The sequence below is a fragment of the Maribacter sp. MAR_2009_72 genome (assembly GCF_007827235.1).
Taxonomy (GTDB): domain Bacteria; phylum Bacteroidota; class Bacteroidia; order Flavobacteriales; family Flavobacteriaceae; genus Maribacter; species Maribacter sedimenticola.
In genome coordinates, this window is the sequence record NZ_VISB01000001.1 from 1169575 (window position 1) to 1190359 (window position 20785).

At 38.5% G+C, this 20785-nt stretch carries 17 protein-coding genes; 3 read left to right on the forward strand and 14 right to left on the reverse strand.

The annotated features are described in order from the left end of the window. Positions 1 to 4: 4 nt before the first annotated feature. Together JM81_RS05010 and JM81_RS18390 are read right to left on the reverse strand one after the other, a co-directional pair. A complete protein-coding gene (locus JM81_RS05010) occupies positions 5 to 1231 on the reverse strand; it encodes a PD40 domain-containing protein (RefSeq protein ID WP_144801060.1) in 1227 nt (408 codons plus the stop codon). Between the two features lie 157 nt (positions 1232 to 1388). Further along, positions 1389 to 1532 carry a hypothetical protein gene (locus JM81_RS18390; protein WP_186435529.1) on the reverse strand — a complete coding sequence of 48 codons (144 nt, stop codon included), beginning with the start codon at positions 1530 to 1532 and terminating at the stop codon, positions 1389 to 1391. Between the two features lie 235 nt (positions 1533 to 1767). On the opposite strand from JM81_RS18390, the gene JM81_RS05015 reads away from it, so the two are divergent. Beyond that, positions 1768 to 2220, forward strand: a complete 453-nt coding sequence (locus JM81_RS05015) for a ferritin-like domain-containing protein (protein ID WP_144801062.1) — start codon at positions 1768 to 1770, stop codon at positions 2218 to 2220. 170 nt (positions 2221 to 2390) lie between these two features. Here JM81_RS05015 and hpf read toward each other — a convergent pair whose 3' ends face one another. The 5 genes from hpf to sbnA all read right to left on the reverse strand — a co-directional run bounded on the left by hpf (position 2391) and on the right by sbnA (position 7474). Next, positions 2391 to 2693: a ribosome hibernation-promoting factor, HPF/YfiA family gene (gene hpf, locus JM81_RS05020; RefSeq protein ID WP_144801064.1), complete on the reverse strand. Its 303-nt coding sequence runs from the start codon at positions 2691 to 2693 to the stop codon at positions 2391 to 2393. An 11-nt stretch (positions 2694 to 2704) separates the two neighbouring features. Beyond that, positions 2705 to 3103 carry a VOC family protein gene (locus JM81_RS05025; protein ID WP_089259884.1) on the reverse strand — a complete coding sequence of 133 codons (399 nt, stop codon included), beginning with the start codon at positions 3101 to 3103 and terminating at the stop codon, positions 2705 to 2707. Positions 3104 to 3196: 93 nt separating this feature from the next. Then, positions 3197 to 4666, reverse strand: coding sequence for a Y4yA family PLP-dependent enzyme (locus JM81_RS05030; protein WP_144801066.1), 1470 nt, complete (start codon positions 4664 to 4666; stop codon positions 3197 to 3199). Then, positions 4641 to 6476: an FAD/NAD(P)-binding protein gene (locus JM81_RS05035; protein WP_144801068.1), complete on the reverse strand. Its 1836-nt coding sequence runs from the start codon at positions 6474 to 6476 to the stop codon at positions 4641 to 4643. The genes JM81_RS05030 and JM81_RS05035 overlap by 26 nt, the downstream gene beginning before the upstream one ends. Further along, on the reverse strand, positions 6470 to 7474 hold the full coding sequence (sbnA, locus tag JM81_RS05040) for a 2,3-diaminopropionate biosynthesis protein SbnA (RefSeq protein ID WP_144801070.1): 1005 nt from the start codon (positions 7472 to 7474) through the stop codon (positions 6470 to 6472). Before sbnA ends, JM81_RS05035 begins: the two co-directional genes overlap by 7 nt. 327 nt (positions 7475 to 7801) lie before the next feature. Between sbnA and JM81_RS05045 the strand changes: the two genes are divergently transcribed. Then, complete coding sequence (locus JM81_RS05045; protein ID WP_144801072.1) at positions 7802 to 8266, forward strand: (2Fe-2S)-binding protein; 465 nt, start codon at positions 7802 to 7804, stop codon at positions 8264 to 8266. Positions 8267 to 8320: 54 nt separating this feature from the next. Beyond that, positions 8321 to 10525 carry a xanthine dehydrogenase family protein molybdopterin-binding subunit gene (locus tag JM81_RS05050; protein WP_144801074.1) on the forward strand — a complete coding sequence of 735 codons (2205 nt, stop codon included), beginning with the start codon at positions 8321 to 8323 and terminating at the stop codon, positions 10523 to 10525. Between the two features lie 67 nt (positions 10526 to 10592). Here JM81_RS05050 and mqo read toward each other — a convergent pair whose 3' ends face one another. From mqo to JM81_RS05085, 7 genes are all read right to left on the reverse strand, one after another. Continuing rightward, positions 10593 to 12089, reverse strand: coding sequence for a malate dehydrogenase (quinone) (gene mqo, locus JM81_RS05055; protein WP_144801076.1), 1497 nt, complete (start codon positions 12087 to 12089; stop codon positions 10593 to 10595). A gap of 147 nt (positions 12090 to 12236) precedes the next feature. Further along, entirely contained in the window at positions 12237 to 13562 is a 1326-nt protein-coding gene (locus tag JM81_RS05060) for a DUF3570 domain-containing protein (RefSeq protein ID WP_144801078.1), read from the reverse strand. Positions 13563 to 13584: 22 nt separating this feature from the next. Next, the gene (locus tag JM81_RS05065; RefSeq protein WP_144801080.1) at positions 13585 to 13797 is read right to left on the reverse strand and encodes a DUF4266 domain-containing protein; all 213 of its coding nucleotides are present in this window, start codon (positions 13795 to 13797) and stop codon (positions 13585 to 13587) included. Then, positions 13794 to 14738, reverse strand: coding sequence for an FAD:protein FMN transferase (locus JM81_RS05070; RefSeq protein WP_144801082.1), 945 nt, complete (start codon positions 14736 to 14738; stop codon positions 13794 to 13796). The genes JM81_RS05065 and JM81_RS05070 overlap by 4 nt, the downstream gene beginning before the upstream one ends. 36 nt (positions 14739 to 14774) lie before the next feature. Then, complete coding sequence (locus tag JM81_RS05075; protein ID WP_089260568.1) at positions 14775 to 15212, reverse strand: thioredoxin family protein; 438 nt, start codon at positions 15210 to 15212, stop codon at positions 14775 to 14777. A gap of 83 nt (positions 15213 to 15295) precedes the next feature. Continuing rightward, positions 15296 to 16438, reverse strand: a complete 1143-nt coding sequence (locus tag JM81_RS05080) for an efflux RND transporter periplasmic adaptor subunit (RefSeq protein WP_144801084.1) — start codon at positions 16436 to 16438, stop codon at positions 15296 to 15298. Between the two features lie 10 nt (positions 16439 to 16448). After that, complete coding sequence (locus tag JM81_RS05085; RefSeq protein ID WP_144801086.1) at positions 16449 to 20783, reverse strand: CusA/CzcA family heavy metal efflux RND transporter; 4335 nt, start codon at positions 20781 to 20783, stop codon at positions 16449 to 16451. Positions 20784 to 20785 lie beyond the last annotated feature (2 nt).

Sequence of the window (20785 nt, forward strand, 5' to 3'; positions counted from 1 at the left end):
GAGATTATTCATCATCAAATACAGAACTGGAATACTGCATTTGTTTATCTGTATTAAATGCTTCTAAAAAACGATAATCCCTATCTTTTTCACTAGCCGGCTTATCATTTAGGTTAAATGCTACGTGATGCCCTATTCCAGTACTAGAATCCCTATTGGAGACTACAAATCCGGAACCATCTTTTTGCAACATGTTTACAGAATACTCATCATATGCGCTATTAATATTTTCTCCCATATTTACGGCAAGGCCCACATTTCTTTCCCCTACCTCAACAAGGTATACATCTAGACCGCCAAAGCCTTCATGGCCTTCTGATGCAAAAACCAATTGATTGTTGGAAAGTGGATTAGGATGCATATCATCTTTGATGGTATTTACCTTTGTTCCAAGATTTTTTGCCATACCCAGGCTTCCATTTTTATGAATGGTGGCCACATATATATCATATGCCCCAAAACTGCCCGGCATATTGGAAGCGAAAAATAAACGATTACCATCTGGAGATACGGCAGGGTGTTTTGCGGAATAGTCCGAAGGGCATACGGCCACCTCGGTGATTTTTTTCCATTCGCCCGCTATCTTATCGGCCTTGTAGATTTTATGTACCTTTCTTTTTTTCGAAAAAAGTCCTGTAACAGGTTTACGATAGGTTGCCTTACTGAAATAAGCCGTGTTACCGCCATTTGTCAACGCTACGGGTGGTGCATACTCACCGTTTAGCTGAACATCATTGGTTCCGGTTGATACCATTTTTGCATTGGAAGAAGTGGTATTCCAAGGCAAAAAATTGGACCTATTATTGGAAGTGAGTTCTGTAGGTGCCACATAATGGGTCATTTTGTAGTCATCCTTTACCAGTTCCGTCCAGTTTTCATCACTGATTTCATTCTGGACTTTTTTACCCAATTGGGAAACGGCATGGTCGTATCTTTTCTGATAGCTTTTACTTAAGGTTCCATCTTCTGAAACCTCAATTAGCCTACCATACCAATACAGTGCATTTTCGTATTTTTTAGAAAGAAAATTGGCATTACCAAGGTCTTCAAAAATTTCTTCATCTTCATAACCAAGCGCTTTTAACTTATTATAGTTCTCAGTACGTTTGGAAATTTCCGAAACCTTACGTTGTTGAAATTTGGTGGGTTCTTGATTCATGGCCAAATTTTGACCATAACCCACTGTAGCCATGCAAGCAAGCAAAAGGCCACATTTAATTGAATTGTTCATGATTGTAGATTTTGGGGGTTAATACCCCAAAGTTCCAATAACAAATTCAATACGTTCTTAATAAAAATTCATAGGTTTTTTTAAAATATATGAACCAATTCATTCATAAACCAACTTAAGTTATTGATAATCAATTACTTTTTAAAATTTATAGCCCCTATGAATTAATTTTTTTCTTTTTCTTTTTATCCGATATATATTTATATCCTAAATAGGCCAACTGTAAACCTACTGCGGCAATCTTTAATTTTCTACTACGTACTAGAAGTTTAGCAACTCCGAACAAAGGTGATAATCCCATAATTCATTCATTTTTAAGTGAATCACAAATTACCATTAGTACTAGTGTTTGCTTAACTCTATCCATTTAAAATATAGGCATAAACCTACTAACTTATTGATAAAATGCAAAACATATCTTAAATAATGCTTACAGCAAAACTCTTGTTGTTTAAGGTCAACTAAAGGTCTTTTTTCAATCTAATTTAGAGTTGAAATGAAACCGTAAGGACTACCCTTACATAAAACAAAATAATATGAACACAGATATAGAAAAAATTGAAAATCGTTTAAAAGACTTAGTTTCCAAGAACGAAGATGCCATAAAAGGTTTTGAAAAAGCATCTGAAAATGCAGAACAAGTAGGTATTAAGAGTTATTTTGAGAACAGGGTTGTAGAGCGTATGCAATTTTTAAGGGAGTTAAGGGCCGCAGTGCCGGAACTGGATTTGGGCAGCGTTGAAATTAAAGGTAGTGCTGCAGGAGCCGTTCATAGAACGTGGATGGACGTTAAATCATTTTTTTCCGGAGATAATGACGAGGCCATGTTAGAAGAGGCCGTTAGAGGTGACAAGGCCGCTATTGAAGATTACGATAAGGCTTTAGCGGAAACCATGATACCTCCCAGAGTCAAAGACCTTATAAGAGCGCAAAAAGAGAAATTGCAGAACGACCTGGAAACTACTGAAATATTGGAAGAGTATAGGTAACAACAAACAAACAAAAGCCCTTGCAAATGCAAGGGCTTTTTTATTTTCATAAGCATTAATTATCTACAAATTTTTACGACGTTTTAAGACTTCTATTCTTTCGCTTTTTTTGTAACCATTGCTTATAGAACTTTTTACCAAAATAAAGTATTAGGGCCTTTTTCATTGTTTTAATAGGTTTTTAGTTTATCCTTCCTTTTTCTCAACTGTCGTTCCAGTTCACGTACGGACTCACTCACCGATTCCTCAAAATTTTCGTTACTGGCTTCAGCAAAAATTCTGGGACCGGGCAAACTCAATCTAATATTGCAGATTTTACCTGTATCATTAGATGATGTGTTTTCATCCTTAAAAAACACATCTGCCCGTATTACATCATCAAATTTAGCGTGCAGTTTATTTAATTTTTCCTTGGCGAACGCTTCAAGCCTATCACTTACCGTTACTCCGTCATACTCATATATAATATCCATATATCTATTTTCTATTTATCAACGTTAACCATCCAACCAATTCCAAAACGATCGGTACATCTACCAAAATGTCCCCATTCACGTTCCCTAAATTCATGATGAACCTGTCCTCCACTGGACAAATCCTTGAACAATTGTTTTCCCTCGTCCAAATTATCCAAATCAACACTCATATTAATCTGATTTCCATTGTTCAAAGGGGTATCTGGTGAAGCATCATAAGCCATAAAATGCACGCCTTTACCTTTTAATTCCGCATGCTGTAATTTTTGACGGTATGATGATGGAACGTCTATTTCCTTATCTTCATACGTTTGCCTATTCTTTACTTCCGCACCAAACAAATTGGCGTAAAAATTCAATGCCTCTTGGCAGTTTCCGTTAAATGCTAAATATGCTTGTATTTTCATTTTATATTGTTTTTATACAAGGTACCACAAGAAGCATTTTTGGTTTGGCTTATACCATTTTCTTATTGATTCATTTCATTTTTTGCTCAAATATTACTCCAATACAATCTTATTATCATCAATAAATTGAAAAAACGATAACTTTTCATCTGTACCTGTATGCATCAAATTAGTGGAAAGATCAAATAAATGTGCCTCCGTTTCGAAAAAATGCATCATATAACCAGCTGTATTTACAAAAGCGACATAATCCCCAATGGCCGGTAGCCTGTTTAAGCTTATTTTTCGCTTCAATAATACATCCCTTTCTAAACAATAAGCTCCAGTAAAAAATACATCAACGTTCTCCTTATCTGAAGTTTCACTGGTATGAATTATATATGGATCCAATAGAAAATCTGCGCTTGAGCTCATCATCTGGCTCATATTCATCTCAAGACCAACCAACCATTGTTTTTTGGCATCTTGTTTTCTATAGACTACTTTGGCAATGGTCATGCCTACTTGGTCCAATAAGGAACGACCTGGTTCTATCCTAATTTCAAAATGGTTTTTACGCAGTAATGTGGCCAAGGATAATCCAGAATCGGCATCTACATAATCCAAAATTTCTTTTAAAAATGAATTTTTGTTTACCTTATTGAAGTACGGATAGGTATTTAATTTTCCACGTAGCTTACCATCTTCTAATCTGTACCCCAACCCATTATTATTGAAGGTAATGGTATTGTTTCCTGTTGTAACGGCTTTTTGTAACGAATTATTAAAATCTATCCATTGGCGTTCATCTTCTAAATAATTCATGAGAATACCCCCGCCCATATCTATAAATGTAATAGGATACCCTTTTCGTTTTAAGTCATTTCCAATTTTAATACACGTTAATAGTGCAATACTACGCTGGTAGGTTGAATATCCGTCCAAATGAAAATGAAGTCCTGTAACATCTAAGTTTTCAAAGGTCTTTGTATCACCTACATATGATGCAATAAAATTTGTGACTTGGTCAATATCAAAACCAAACCTGCTATATAACTTTTCACCTTTGACCTCAAACCCACTTATACGGAAACCAACTTTGGCCCGCAGACCCATTTTTTTGGCTACTTGTTCCGTTAACACACATTCATCCTCGTTATCCAAAATTATTGGAACCTCATTATTTATGGCCAATGCTATTTGTTCTTCAGTCTTAATGGCCGATGTCAATACTAAATTTTTACCATTTCCTCCTAGCGCCAAAGATTGTTCCAACTCTTTAAAACTTGCGGTATCCACTCCTATGCCAGATGCAAACGCTTGTTTTACCAAGCCCTTGGATTTATTGGCCTTTCTAGCATAGAAAATTTGATATTTTAAATCGTGCGATTCAAATAAATCTTTATAACGCGCACAGTTATCGTTAAATGTTGGTAAATGGTGAACATTAATGGGAGAACCGTACTTTTCCATTACCCCTCTTAATACTTCTTGGTCATTGAAAATTTCGTGCATCCAATGCGAAGTAATTGGGGTCAACCCTTTTTTTTGATTGCCTTTATAATACTTGTTCTTCTCTTTCATAATGTGCTATTCTTCTATTTTTTTTCTGTAGATCCTTACAAATATTTTTGGCCCAGATGGTAGCAAAATCATTGCGGGTACGTGAAAGGGTATCATTATCATACGTTATGCCCTCTGTAGGTGTTCCGTAAAACGTAAAGGCCTTATTGACCTCACCATATTCATTTACTGGATTTCCATTTTTATTTAAAGCGATACAACCGGGATGGTAAGTAGAACTTGATGAATTTATAAAAGGAGTGATATACTTGTTTTTCTCTAAATTCTGATAAAGTTCATTTTTAAATCCCTGCTGTCCGGCCCTGGGAATGGTAGCATTGATTAAAAATTGAACCTTTGTTTCTTTTCTCTTTTCCCCAATTAGCGACCATTCCCCATCATCATTATCTTTCACCACCGTTACCGATTTTGCAAAGGAAAAATTTAACAACCCACTGGTATGAAGCGCCAATATTTTCTTCATGTTCTCAAGAGGCGGTCCGTACGACAGCCTGTTGAACAGCCCAAAATAATAGGTGTCAAATTCTTTATGCGAAGCTGCATCCAAACCACCATAACTATATAGTTCATTAAACAAGGGACTTATTTTTCTCCAGGTACTTACGGCCGCTATAAATGGACTTTTATCAGCCCCCAATTCCGCTTCATGAATTAAAAATTGAATATACTCCCTCAATTCCCCATTAGTAATATTCCTTTTTTCCGCAAAAGGATTTACAATTCGCTGCCAGCTAAAATAGGCCACATCTCTAAATTGCTTATGAAATTGCACTACTTGCGCCCTTATCTTCTCAAAATCAAGACCTCCCTTTAGTTCCCAACCATATTGTTGAAATAAGGTATGGTAATATGCCCAATAGAATTCTTTCTTTATTAATGGCAAAAGAGTTTCATTAAAGTTGATTGGTCTTCTCGCTTTTATTTTGATAAGCGCTTTCTCGGTAAAAAATTGAAGGGGTTTATCATCTAACGGTGTTCCATCCCTGGGAACCATTGGCAACCCAGACCTTGAAAATAGATGCATTTGTTTGGGTTCCTGACCAGATGCCACGTAGTTAAAAAAATTATCTGCATTTTTAATAAAATTACCTCCCCTACCTTCCGTTAACGCTAAAACGGCATCAATGCACGTTAGCCCCATTCCCTTAATCGCAACAGACGTTCCTGGCGCTACCACAACAAGTTTTTTATCGGTAGGGTATATAAAGCCAATATTGTTCCGGGATGCCCGTTTTGGCGCAATGTGAGATTTATATGTAATGTGCCCCGTGGTAAATAGGATTTGATCTACCGCAATAGTTGATTCTTGTTTTTTTTCATTTGTATAATACAAGGCAAAGCCCTGTTTACTATTTTCCACATTTACCACCCAGCCTATATGAGGTACAACGTTAACATTAACAGGTAAATGGCTTATTAGATTATGATAGCACTCATTTAAATATGTACCCACCATTGCCCTAGGGGCAAAATCAGTAGTTGAACTTTTCTTCACATTTCTTTCCTTCAACCATGCTACAAAATCTGGAGTATGGTTTGGTATCGGCTTAGGTAATTGCTTGGGCCACACGTTAATATTTCCATTGGCGTAATTCATGATAAGGCAGTGCGGCTGATCGGTTCTATACACATCACCTGCACCAAAAAAGGAAGTACTATTGAAAATATGAACCTCAACATTTTTTGAGATTGCCCTATCTTTCAAAAAAGCCGTAAGACGCTCAAGACCGTACAGCCCCTTAGGTCCAAAACCTACAATTGCAATCTTGTATATATGTTCATCGTTCATTTCATCTATTCCTCTTACCATCCACCTAAAGGAGTAAATGCGGATTTACTTTCCGGCAATTCCCTTAACAGCCATTTTTTGTTATAAATAGTATCCAAATACCGTTCACCGCGGTCGCAAAGAAATAATGCGCAATTGCTGTCTTCCCCAATCTTATCCGCATACTTTCTTACCGCACTTATCATACCGCCAGATGAACCACCACAAAGTATAGCCTCTTTTTCTAACATTGACCAACACCCCCTGGCGCAATCAACATCATCAACATATATATAATCATGTATTCTGGAGGTATCCAAAAATTGGGAGGGCACCCCTGCACCATGACCTGGAATAAGTCGTTTTAACGGTGGACCGCCAAATAACACACTACCAACTGCGTCTACCGCAATGATTTTGGTGTTCAAATTATTCTCATATATAAAATCGGCACAGCCCATAAGCGTACCACAAGTACTTGTGGCAACAAATAGATAATCTAACTTTCCATGCAGTGCATCTAATATTTCCGTCATAGTGGAATGGTGGGTCAACGGATTATCCGGATTACCATATTGATTGGTCCAAAAACTATTGGGTATGGTATTCAACAACCATTGTACCCGTTCTAACCTTGCCCCCAAGAACCCCCCATTATCCAAAGGTTTGGTTACCCTTTCAATACGTGCGTTATAGGTTTTCAATATTTTTTCTGTGTGTGAATTCAATTTTGGGTCTACCACCACCACAAGCTGAAGTCCATAATACAAACATGCCTGGGCCAGGCCTACGGCCATATTCCCGGAGCTGGACTCCACGATGGTATCTCCCTTTTTTATCCTGCCATTTTCCAACGCCTGCTTTAAAATAAACAATGAAGTCCTGTCCTTTATACTTCCTCCCGGATTTGCAGCCTCTAATTTGCCATATAGATTAAACTTTTTGTTTTCTACCATATTTGCAAGATTGACCAAAGGGGTACTTCCAATGGTGTCTATAATAGATTCTGATAGTTTATGTGTTATATTTTGAGTTATCATATGCTACGGATTTTGACCATGTTCAAGTAACAATGAGCACAGTCTCTTTGTATTTCATAAAAATACCCGCATCCTGCGCAAACAAATAGCACAATACCATCTATAAATAGCTCTTTTACCTTTAGAAGCAATAATTTGTAAATAAAGCACAGGCATACTTTTTTGTGTAAATCTCCTCCTTAATCAAGCATGAATACGAACTCTTATAACATAACTCTTATAATGCCATACGCCTTGCTAATTTTAACGCTATTTAATTGGAATTTTATGACCGATGCATATAAAAAATCCTTAATTTCAAAGGACTCAAACAAACAGTAAAAACAAATGGCTAATTTCAGTTTAAAAATCAACGGAAAAACAGAACAAGTAGATGTTGACCCTACCACCCCAATGCTCTGGGTGCTACGCGACCATTTACAAATGGTAGGCACCAAATTTGGTTGTGGTATAGCCCAGTGTGGCGCCTGTACGGTACATTTAGACGATAATGCGGTACGCTCCTGTCAACTTCCGATCTCGGCAGTTGGAGAGCAAGCAATTACGACTATTGAAGGACTCTCAGAAAATGGCGACCATCCTGTACAAAAAGCTTGGTTAGAAGAGGATGTATATCAATGTGGCTACTGCCAAGCCGGACAAATCATGAACGCTAGTGCATTTTTAAAAAAGAACCCTAACCCAACTGATGAGGAAATAGAAAATGCCATGCACGGAAATATCTGCCGATGTGGAACTTATACGCGAATAAAAAAGGCTATTAAGAATGCCGCTAATCTACAAAATGCGTAGTTTTTTTTACCCCCTTATCCAAAGGGTTGTTCACCTCCATAAAATTTTAAACAAATGACACTCATAAAAACATCATATAACAGACGCTCCTTTCTTAAAAGCAGTACACTTGCCGGTGGAGGCCTTTTATTAGGTTTTAGCTGGTTGGCCTCATGTAACCCAACACCGGAACAGGTAAGCAGAATGCCCAAAGAATGGTTCAATATCAACGCCTTTTTAAAAATTGGCGACAACGGCATTGTAACGATTGCATCACCAAACCCTGAAATTGGTCAAAATGTAAAAACCAGTATGCCCATGATCGTTGCGGATGAACTCGGCGTAGACTGGAACAATGTAATCGTTGAACAAGCACCATTGAACACAGATATCTTTCAAAGGCAAATAGCCGGTGGAAGCCAATCTATTCGTGCAAGCTGGGAAGGTCTACGTATGGCCGGAGCCACCGCAAGACATATGTTGATCGCTGCCGCTGCTGATACGTGGCAGGTACCTGCTTCGGAAATTACCATTAACGCAGGTGTCATTGCACACAAAGTTTCCGATAAATCCGCCGGATTTGGTGAAATGGCCTCAAAAGCGGCCACCATACCCGTACCCGAGGAAGTAGTGCTTAAGGATACCAAGGATTTTAGCATCATTGGTACCGATAGACGTAATGTGGACGGACAAAACATTGTAACAGGAAAACCATTATTCGGTATCGATATTCAAGAAGAGGGCATGTTAACGGCAATGATCGTACATCCGCCAGCTTTTGGAATGACCTATAAATCAATGAATGCAGAATCCGTATCATCCATGCCCGGGATAAAAGAAGTATTTCCCATAGATGTATACCCTGATGACATGGAACAACAATGGTCTGACGGTGGCGGTATTGCAAAACTGGTAGCAATAGTTGGCGAGAGTACGTGGCAATGTATGATGGCAAAGAAAGCGCTGAACGTTGAATGGGAAAACTCATCTACCCTAGAAAGTACAGCTTATCATGAAGAAGCTTTGGAAAAATTACTGAATACCAACGCCAAGGAACCGGCACGAAACGATGGTAATGTCGCCAAGGCTTTTAACCGTGCGGCACAGGTCATTGAACGTACCTATAGTGCACCCTTTCTTGCGCATAATACCATGGAGCCCATGAATTTCTATGCCGATGTCACCGCTGAACGCGCTATACTGAACGGGCCTATACAAACCCCGGAATTTTTGGAAAAATCCTTGGCTTCACGTCTAAATCTGCCGGTAGAAAAAATTGATATAAAAATGACCCGAATGGGCGGCGGATTTGGAAGGAGACTCTATGGTACCTTTGGCGTTGAGGCTGCCGTAATTTCGCAAAAGATGCAAGCCCCTGTAAAATTGGTCTATACCCGTGAGGATGACATGACACAAGGAACGTACAGACCCACCTATAAAGTGAAATATAAGGCCGGTTTGGACAAGGATGGAAATTTAATTGCCTGGCATGTAAAAGGCGTTGGCTCCAATGACGACCTCATTTTTGAAAATAGGTTTCCAGCGGGTGCGGTAGATAATTATAAAGCGGAGAAATTTGTTCTAGAAACCAATGTTACTACAGGAGCATGGCGTGCGCCCCGTTCAAATTTTGTTGCAGGTGCGGAACAATCCTTTATGGACGAAGTTGCCGAAGCGGCCGGAAAGGATCCTATAGAATTTAGATTAGAATTGTTTGACAGGGCCATGAAAGATCCTGTGGGCAACCCTGAAAAGAATGATTATGACCCAGAACGTTATGCAGGTGTCCTTAAGTTGGTCAAAGAGAAATCTGGTTGGGACGGCAGTGTAAAAAATGGCATGGCAAGAGGAGTATCCGCTTATTATTGCCATAATTCCTATGTTGCCCAAGTGTTGGATTTGACCAAGGATTCCAATCCGCCAAAAGTAGATAAAGTTTGGTGTGCGGTAGATTGCGGAATCGTAATCAACCCTATGGCGGCAAAAAATCAAATTGAGGGAGGTATTATAGATGGTATTGGTCATGCCACTTATAGTGAAATGACCTTTATGGACGGAATACCCCAACAATCCAATTTTGATACTTACCGCTTAATTCGCCATAAGGAAGCACCAAGGGAAATAGAAAGTTATTTTGTGGATAACGGCATTGACCCCACAGGACTTGGAGAGCCTTCATTACCACCGGTGGTGGGCGCATTGGCAAATGCCTTGTACAAAGCAACCGGTCAAAGATATTACAAACAACCGTTTATAACGCAAAAACCTGTTTTAGGTTAACACGCTTATGCTATAGTGAAATTTGAAAACGCCGTTATGAAACCCATTACGGCGTTTTCTTTTGCAATTATTCTTTTACCAAATCTCGGTTTAAACCTAATATTTCATTGGACCTTTGTAGGCAAGTATCAAACAAATTTTTGGTAACTTCCTGGGTATAAAACGGCACCATTTTTTTAAGTAATTGTGTACCCTTATCCGTAGTCATTATTTCGGGAAACGCTTTTTCCAAAACATTCAACATAATTTTCACGGAAGTAGATGCCCCTGGTGATGCGCCTAACAAACAAGTGACCTTACCATCCTTACTGCTTACCAGTTGGGTTCCAAATTCCAACGAACCACCTTCAAATTCATCTTTTTTAATGGTCTGCACCCGTTGACCGGCCACTAAAATTTCCCAATCCTCATTTTTGGCATCTTTTATAAAAGTTCTCAGGGATTCCATTCTATCCTCAAAACTCATGGCAACCTGTTCTATAAGATATTTTGTAAGTGGTAAGTTGTGCCAAAACACGCCCCACATAGAAGGTATATTGTCAAAATTGATAGATTTCAACAAATCCAAATTTGAGCCTTCTTTTAAAAATTTGTGACTAAACCCTGCAAACGGCCCAAATAGAAGTTCACGCTTACCATTGATATATCTTGTATCTAAATGGGGAACCGACATGGGTGGATCTCCTATACCCGCCTTACTATATACTTTTGCATTATGTTGTTCAATAATCTCCCTATTCTTACAGACTAGCCATTCCCCACTCACCGGAAAACCGCCGTAACCATCTTTTTCTTCAATTTCCACTTTTTGCAACAATAATAGACTGCCACCTCCTGCACCTATAAATACATGTTGGGCATCTAAAGTACTCTTTTTGCCATTTTTAAGATTTTCCATTTTAAAAAGCCAATCCTCATCATGGTCGGGATCAATATCCTCTACCTCCGTATTAAACAAAACTTTTGTATTATATTCCTTTTCTAGTATGGCAAATAATTGTTCTGTTAACGCCCCATAGTTCATTTCTGTTCCCCTATCTATTCTAGAGGCGGCCATAATCTCTTCATTTGTTCGTCCGCGCATCATAAGGGGAAACCAATTCTCCATCTTATTCACATCCCTAGTAAATGTTATGGTATTAAACATAAAATGCTCCTTCAACGCTTTATAGCGTTTTTCCAAATAATCCGTATTCTCTTTGCCCCTTACCCAACTATAATGTGGCACCGGATTTATAAATGATCTGGGTTCTTTAATTAATCCTTGGTCCACTAAATAAGACCAATATTGTTTAGAAATTTCAAATTGTGTACAGATATCAATTGCCTTGGTAATGTTTACATCCCCATTCTTATCCGCTGGGGTATAATTTAACTCGCACAAAGCTGAATGACCTGTACCGGCATTGTTCCATGCAGCTGAACTTTCTTGTGCCACTTTATCCAACCGTTCAACAATAAGTACCTTAAGATCTGGCTTTAACTGTTTTACCAGTAATGCCAAGGTTGCACTCATTATACCCGCTCCTACACATACTAAGTCATATTCTTTTCTTAAGTCCATTCACATCACTATTTTATTTCACTATAAACGTTTGAAAAGTTACTTATTTCAAATGGCATTTTCTAAATGATTTGGCATTTTAAACCTTGTTCCAAAAACGAAAAACAGGCCTAGAGGCCTGTTCAATACCTTATTCTAGCTAGCGGGTCAGTCCATTACAAACTTAAATCCTGCGGTAATAATACTGGAACTGAACGTGGTATCCCTATCGTATTTATAAAATTTCACATCAATACTCTTAAGACCTAATTTCCAAATATGCATTGAGGTAAAAATGTCCGTATACGATATGCCCACTCCAAATTGATTTGCCGAATATTCCGATAAATCATAATCTGAAGTATAAAATGTATCCGTAGACAAAGCTTCTTCATATCCTTTAAAATAATCTGCGGCAGACTGTTCGTAAAATCTGTACGAAGGATATACCGTAAACTTATCCGATAATTTAATGGGCAGTTCCACATTTGCGGTGTGTGACCTTATTCCCCAATCATCATTATAATACCGATAATAACTTCTTACAACTATGGTTTCATTAACAAACCAGTTTAAACGTCCGCCCGCAGCAATTTTAAATCGGCTATCGGGTAATTGCTCTATGGCATCCGCAAGTTGAAAATTTTCTATAAACGAATCGGACACATCTGCAAAATATACACGTTGAAACGGTGTGGACAGCAACCCTTGTTGCTTAACCAAATCCAGTGCCAATGAACCTTGCAGATTTTTACCTAGAATTTGGGAGAACCCAAAGCCCAAGGTGTAAGAATTTCTGGATTCATCGGTAAATTTTTCAAACACAGGATCGTAATTGGCATTACCCGTTATTGTTTTATTTGAAAAGAACCCATTGGCCAAACCATTGGCTCCGCTGGCAAATGGCCTCAACTCCGTGGGATAAATAGAATTCCAAGTATCGAGATATACATTTGCATTTATACTAACCTCGGTATTTTTCTCATTGAACAATTTGGTTAATCCTCCCCCAAAACCAACAGAAAAATAATCGTATTCCGAGGATACCGAAAGTTTACCTGTAACTATTGTATTTCTATCATCTGAACTATGGCTATATGCGCCCGTAATATTTGCCCAAGTATCTGAACTTGAAGCTCCGGAACTAGCTACAAAAGGATCTGCCGGTTGTGCGCCGTCAAATGGATCAACATTACTTGATGATGCCGATGTATACGCTGAAACGCCTGCATCAATGGTTAACACGTCATCATCGTTAAGAGGAATGGCCACCACAAATGTCCCCGTAATGTCCGTTAATTCTTCAGTTCCCAAACCTCCACTTACAGCGGCATTATCACCGTCCTGTGAATAATAACTGGTCAAAAAATCTACCTCGGTAGTTTCCAAGACTCTTTTTTTATAGGTCTTAACAGAATCTTGATCTTGCTGGGCATAGCCCGTTGCAGTTAGGAACAGTAATACCAAACTACCTATTTTCTTGAAAAAATTCATTTTTTGCAACTTTACGTTCCCATTAATTACAACCACAACCTCCGCCTGTTTTACCTCCATTGGCCCCAGCGGCAGCTTCCCTATACGAATGCATAATCGTTACATTACGGTCCACCTTTTTATCCTGCAAAGCCATATCCGGGTCATTGATATTTATTTTTTCATATTCCTTTAAAACCGTACAGCTACTCAACGTGCTAATAACAAGCACCAGAACTAATAATGTTCGTATCATGATTTTTCTATTTCTATATTTTTTGATGTAATGATATTTCCTTTGTCATCTATAATAATGCACGCTACTTTGGGCAATTGTTCAATACGATTTAACCCGACATCCTTACCCATTACAAATACCGATGTAGCTAGGGCATCTGCCAATTCCGCTTTTGGTGCAAACACTGTAACACTAATGATTCCCGTAGCCGGATAGCCACTCCTTGGGTCTATTATATGCGTATATCTTACATTATCAAAAGTTACGTACTTTTCATAATTACCGGAAGTTACTACCGCCCCATTGGTAATGGGCAATACAGCGAACACCTTGTTTTTGTCCATTGGGTTGGTTATGGCAACATTCCATTCGTTTCCATTTGGTTGCTTGCCCCAAGTATTCATATCACCGGACGCATTGATAATCCCTGCAACGACACCCTTGGCAATCAATACATCTTTAGCCTTATCTGCCGCATACCCTTTACCTATGGCTCCAAAACCAATTTTCATGCTTTTTAATTTTAGAAAAACCGTACTATTCTCCTTATTCAGCACAATATGTTGATACCCTACTTTAGAAACGGATGCCTTGATTTCCTCTGCGGTAGGCATTGCCTTCATACTACCATCAAACCGCCAAATGTTGTCCATAGAGGCATAACTGATATCAAAAGCCCCATCTGTCAATTTGGAAATACTTATCGCCCTTTGTATAAGTTCAAATAATTCCGCATTTACCTGTACCGGTCGTATACCTGCATTTCTATTGACCTCAGCCGTCTGGGAATTTGCGTCCCAAGAGGAAATTAGTTGCTCTATTCTTGTTATTTCATTGACAGCCAAGTCAATATATCCATTAGCTTCAACAGGATCTTTAGCAACCACCGTAATATCAAAACGGCTACCCATTAATTTCATGGTACGTTTATAGGGTTCTTGGGCAACCAATAGGCCCATATAGCACAAGGTTAGTATGAAAAAACTGTTCTTCACCTATTCAATAAAGGAATTTAGTTCATTTATATATTCAACGGGAGAAAGCTTTTTATAACTTGTTTCACCATACACCTTACCTGTAGCGTCCATGACCACTACAAAAGGAAATATTCCGTTACCATTATATTTTTCAGCCAAGGCCTTGTTCTTATTCAATTGTTCAATAGGCAAGGCATTACTCTTTTTTCGCGGAAAATCTGCCTGTAGCATGACATAATGGTCATTGGCATATTCCCTAAATTCCTCCGTAGACCATACGCTCCTATCCAATTTAATACATGGAGCGCACCAATCCGAACCTTGAAAGACAAGGACAATGGGTAAATTTTTAGCTTTTGCCAATTCCTGTGCCCTAGTAAAATCTGTCTGCCAATCTTGAGCAAACGAAACGTTTATGTAAAGGATAGCACATAAAATGAAAACTACTTTTTTCATTGTGGTCATTTTTAAATTGCAAGTTTCAATTATTGTTCCAATTATTTCTTAAGGTATCTTAATAATTCATGGTTTACGGTCATTTACTCTCCCATTAAATTAAAAGCGCCCTTGGTCAAAAATTGCCTGTTTAAATTATCGCCTGATAGGTTCTCCAGAGCTGTCATTTCATTATAATCACCATTAGTTGTAACTGTCATCCGCTTAAAATAGTATTGATCATCCAATTTATCGTCAAGGACCAATATGTAAGCTTGGTCATCTACAATGCTTATAGCCTCTGTAGGTAACGCCATTTTCTTTGTTGATTCCGTAATTATATTTGCTTCTACGAACATGCCGGTTAAAAAATTTGCCTTTTCCTCGTTTTCCAAATGTGCATGAACCTTTATTGTTCTATTTTGGTCAATAGAAGTCCCTACCAAATGCACTTGGGCCTTAAAAGTCTCCCTTGAAGATTCAGGAATTTTGAACTCGACCATTTGTCCTTTCTTGATGTTCATGATATCCTTTTCAAATACGGACAGTTCTAAATGGATATGATCATTATTGATAATCTCCATAATAGGTACCTCAGGGGAAACATACGTTCCTTTTGAAACATTCACTTTTGTAATACTACCCGCTATGGGCGCAAAAATTGATGCCACAGAACTAATATTACCTTTTTCAACCTGTTCTGTAGATATGTTCATCATACTTAATTGTTTACGTAAGCCATTATAGGTTGCAACGGCAGTTTTATAATCGCTCTGAGCCTTAAGAAAACTTTTCTGTGAAGAAATTTTCTCGTCTATCATGGTCTGCTGCCGGTCGTACTCTGCCTGTAAATAGCTTAGTTGCCCATGAATTTCCATATATTTTTGCTGTAAGGCTACGAACTCCGGATTTTCTATAGTCACCAATAATTGACCTTTACGAACCCGATCACCTACAAGCAACGGAGCCCTTTTAATATAACCGCCCATTGTGGCACTAACTACAGCCCTATTTTCCGGTGGTACATCTATCATCCCTGAAGTAGTAATCATAACCGGAAATTGCATTTCTTTCATAACATCCAACTTCATATTATTTTGGTCAAATTGTTCTTGGGAAATTGGAATACGGTCATCAGTACCTGCAACTGATTCCCCGCTTCCCGTGGGCGACTTTTCTTCACCCCCACAACTTACAAGAAATGCAAGCATTAAAACGTTCAAAATTTTATAACTATGTTTTTGCATGATGCAGAATTTATAAGGTTAGGTAATTAATATTTGCGGCGGTTTGGTTATACTCCTTTAATTTTTCCAAATAGCCCAATTGAATATCATAGGAACTTTCCAAACTCTGTATATATTGATAGAAATCAATTTCACCATTTTTAAAACTAATCTGGGCGGTCCTTAATATTGCGTCTGATAGCACCGTTCCCTCATTTTCATAATAATTGAGGGAATTTTGTATCTGCTCCAATTCCTTTAATAAGATATTTTGTCTTAATTGCAGTTGAACCCTGTACGAAACCGATTCTGTCACTGCCCGTTCCTTAGCAATTTTGGACGCTTTAATTTTGGCGGCCTGCCCACTGAACAGTAAAGGAATTTTCAACCCCAATTGATATCCTATGAGATTGTCGTTCAATGCTGAATTTGACCCTTGAAAGTAAGCTAAACTGATATCTGGAAGCAATTGCTGTTTTTCAACAGTACTTTCTGCAGCCATTAGTTGCATTTGTAACTCATGAAAGGCCATCTCCGGAGAATTTTCAATTGACGCATTCAATACATCCATTTTAAGATGTATTTCCTGTGATAATACCAAGCTATCTTCAACTTGAACCAATCCGGACAAATTACTATATGCCGTAGCCAATTCTTGTTCGGCCCGTTCATAGTCCAAGTTAATTTTTCGTTGTTTTGAAGCCGCTGTAATCTTTTCCAAATAATTGGTTTCACCTAGTTCAAACTTTCTGGCGGCCACAGAAGAGAAATTGGCATACAGACTATCTAAACGTTTGTAGACCATTATTTTTTTACGTGCAACCTGATATTCATAGTACCTAATTGTCACAGCTCTTTTTAAAGCTTTACGCTGAATATCGAATTGCGTTAGTACTAAATTGTTTTTTACTTTATTCACCCTCTTTTGGGAGAAATATTCAGTAGGAAAACGAAAATCCTGCTGCACACCAAATACTTTTAACGGCACCCCGTTAATGGCTAAATTATTTTCATCATACTCATAATACACATGGGTCTTATCAAAATTAAAGGCACTATTGACCATGGTCCTTGATACCTCAACTTTAGACTGCCCGGCTTTTATACCCATATTGTTTTCAAGGGCCAAGGATATCAATCCGTCAAGATCTTGAATTTTTGTATTCTGTGCCGATGCGCCAACCGATAATAGCAGTGCAATAAAAGCAATACCATTTTGTAGCGTTGTTTTAGGAATTGGTTTTCTTGAATATTCATATTTACCAAAGATTGAATAGAGCACCGGCAAAACGACCAAGGTCAAAATGGTGGCCGTAAAAAGCCCCCCAATTACTACAGTTGCCAAAGGTCTTTGGACTTCTGCCCCTGCATTGGTAGATATCGCCATTGGCAAAAAACCAAGGGCAGCAGCTGAGGCCGTTAACAATACAGCTCTTAAACGGTCCGTAGTCCCTTGTTTTATCAACGCATCCAAACTGGGGAACGCCTGCTTCTTTAATTCCTTAAAATGCTCAATTAAAACTATTCCATTGAGTACGGCTATACCAAACAGCGCTATAAAACCTACGCCTGCAGATATACTGAAAGGTAGACCTCGCATCCACAACAGTACAACGCCACCAACAGCCGCCAATGGTATTGCGGAATAAATTATCAACGCTTCCTTTACCGATTTAAATGCAAAATACAGAAGCACAAAAATGAGCAATAACGCAATAGGCACAGCAATTAAAAGGCGGTCTCTTGCGCTCTGTAAATTCTCAAATTGTCCGCCATAGGTTATGGTATACCCTAGTGGTAGTTTAACGTTCGCCATTATCAATGTTTGAATATCGTCCACTACAGATTGTAGATCGCGGTTACGAACATTAACCCCAACTACTGTTCGGCGTTTGGTATCGTCCCTAGAAATTTTTGCCGCCCCTTTTTTATAGCTGATTTCCGCCAGTTCTGTCAAAGGTACTTTACCACCTGTAGGAATATCTACATATAGGTTTTTAAGGTCATCCAAATCTTTTCGCTTACCTTTTTCTAAGCGAACCACTAAATCAAAACGCTTTTCTCCCTCAAATACACTGCCTGCAGTTTTACCTGCAAATCCCATGGATACCAAATCATTCAAGTCTTGAATGTTCAATCCATAACGGGCAATTTTGGCCCGGTTGTAATGAACCCTCATTTCCGGTAGACCCGCTATTTTCTCTACACTTATATCTGCAGCACCTTCTACCGTTTTTATCAAATTACCTATCTCGTTCCCTTTTTGAGCCAGCACATCTAAATCCGGTCCAAAAATCTTTATGGCAATATCTGCCCTAACTCCAGTAATCAACTCATTAAAACGCATTTCTATAGGTTGGGTAAATTCTACTTCCATACCCGGTATTACGGCTAATGCTTTTTTGAACTTGTCCGCAAGTTCATCTTTGGAGGTTGCACTGGTCCATTCCCCTTTTGGAGCCAGTTTAATGATAACATCGCTTTCTTCCATTGACATAGGATCGGTAGGAACTTCTGCGGCACCTATTCTCGTAACAACCTGTTGTACCTCCGGAAAGTTTTTCAATAGAATTTTCTCGATTTCGGTAGTAATTTCAACAGTCTTGCTCAATGAAGTCCCTGTTTTTAAAACGGGCTGGATCACAAAATCCCCTTCATCCAATGTAGGTACAAATTCACTACCCATGGTACTATATAATACTATTGCACCTAAAAGAAATACCGTTGCAATACCTAAAACAATTTTTTTACTATTTAATGCCCATTCAATTATAGGTGCATATTTCTTGTTCAACCAATTCATTAAACGAACGGAGATGTTCTTATCGGTTTGCTTGGCGGGCTTTATAAAGATTGATGCCGCTACCGGTACATAGGTAAAACATAAGATCATTGCCCCGATCAGCGCAAAACTAAATGTCAATGCCATAGGCCTGAACATTTTGCCTTCTACACCACTCAAAGACAATATGGGTATAAATACGATCAAAATGATCAATTGTCCAAAAATGGCCGAATTCATCATTTTTGAAGCTCCATTAAAGGTGATTTCATCTTTTAAATACTGCCTTTCTAACTTTTGCAGACTATTTAATTCTTGCTGTTTCCTAGTAATCTCGAACGCTATGAATTCTACAATAATTACCGCCCCATCTATGATAATGCCAAAGTCAATAGCTCCTAAACTCATTAGATTGGCATCTACTCCGAAAATGTACATAAGCGATAAAGCGAACAACAAACACAACGGAATTACTGATGCAACCACTAAACCAGACCTAAAGTTGCCCAATAAAAGTACCACCACAAAAATGACGATCAGACATCCTAAAATTAAATTTTCCGTAACAGTAAAGGTTGTTTTTGAAATTAGCTCACTACGCTCCAAAAACGGATTAATGTAAACGCCCTTTGGTAGTGAAGTTGAAATTAATTCCACTCGTTCCTTGACCGCTTCTATCACTTTTTTAGAATTTGCATCCTTAAGCATCATCACCTGTCCTAAAACTTTTTCCCCTTCCCCGTTGCCGGTTATTGCTCCAAAACGTACTGCACTTCCAAAATCCACTGTGGCTATGTCTTTAATATAAATTGGAATACCATCATTCTTTACTACTATATTTTTAATGTCATCCAAAGAGGCAACCAAGCCTTCACCTCGAATAAAATACGCTTGATTGACTTTTTCTATATACCCACCACCAGAAACACTATTGTTATTTTCAAGCGCCCTAAATACATCACTAGCAGTAATGTTCATGGCGTTTAACTTTTGGCTATTGATGGCTACTTCATATTGCTTTAAAAATCCGCCCCAGGTGTTCACTTCAACAACACCGGGTATACCTGATAATTGTCGTTTTACTATCCAATCCTGTATAGTTCGCAAATCCGTTGTGGTATAGGTGTCCTTATACGCTGGCTCCACCTCTAAAATATACTGGTAAATTTCCCCTAGTCCCGTAGTAATGGGTCCCATTTGTGGAGTACCAAAGCCTGTAGGAATGTTTTCCGATGCAGACGCTATCTTTTCCGCAATTAATTGCCTGGGTAAATATGTTCCCAGATCATCATCAAATACAATGGTAACGACAGATAGTCCAAATTTGGATACAGACCGAATTTCCTGAACTCCGGGTAAATTGGCCATTTCCAATTCTACGGGGTAGGTAATGAATTGCTCCATATCCTGTGTAGACAGATTCCGTGATGTGGTAATGACCTGAACCTGATTATTGGTTATATCGGGTACCGCACCTATGGGAATCTGTGATAGCGCATAAAGCCCATACCCCACAATGAACAGAGTGAACAACAGTACTACGAGCTTATTCCTTAAACTGAAATTAATAATTTGTGAAAGCATCT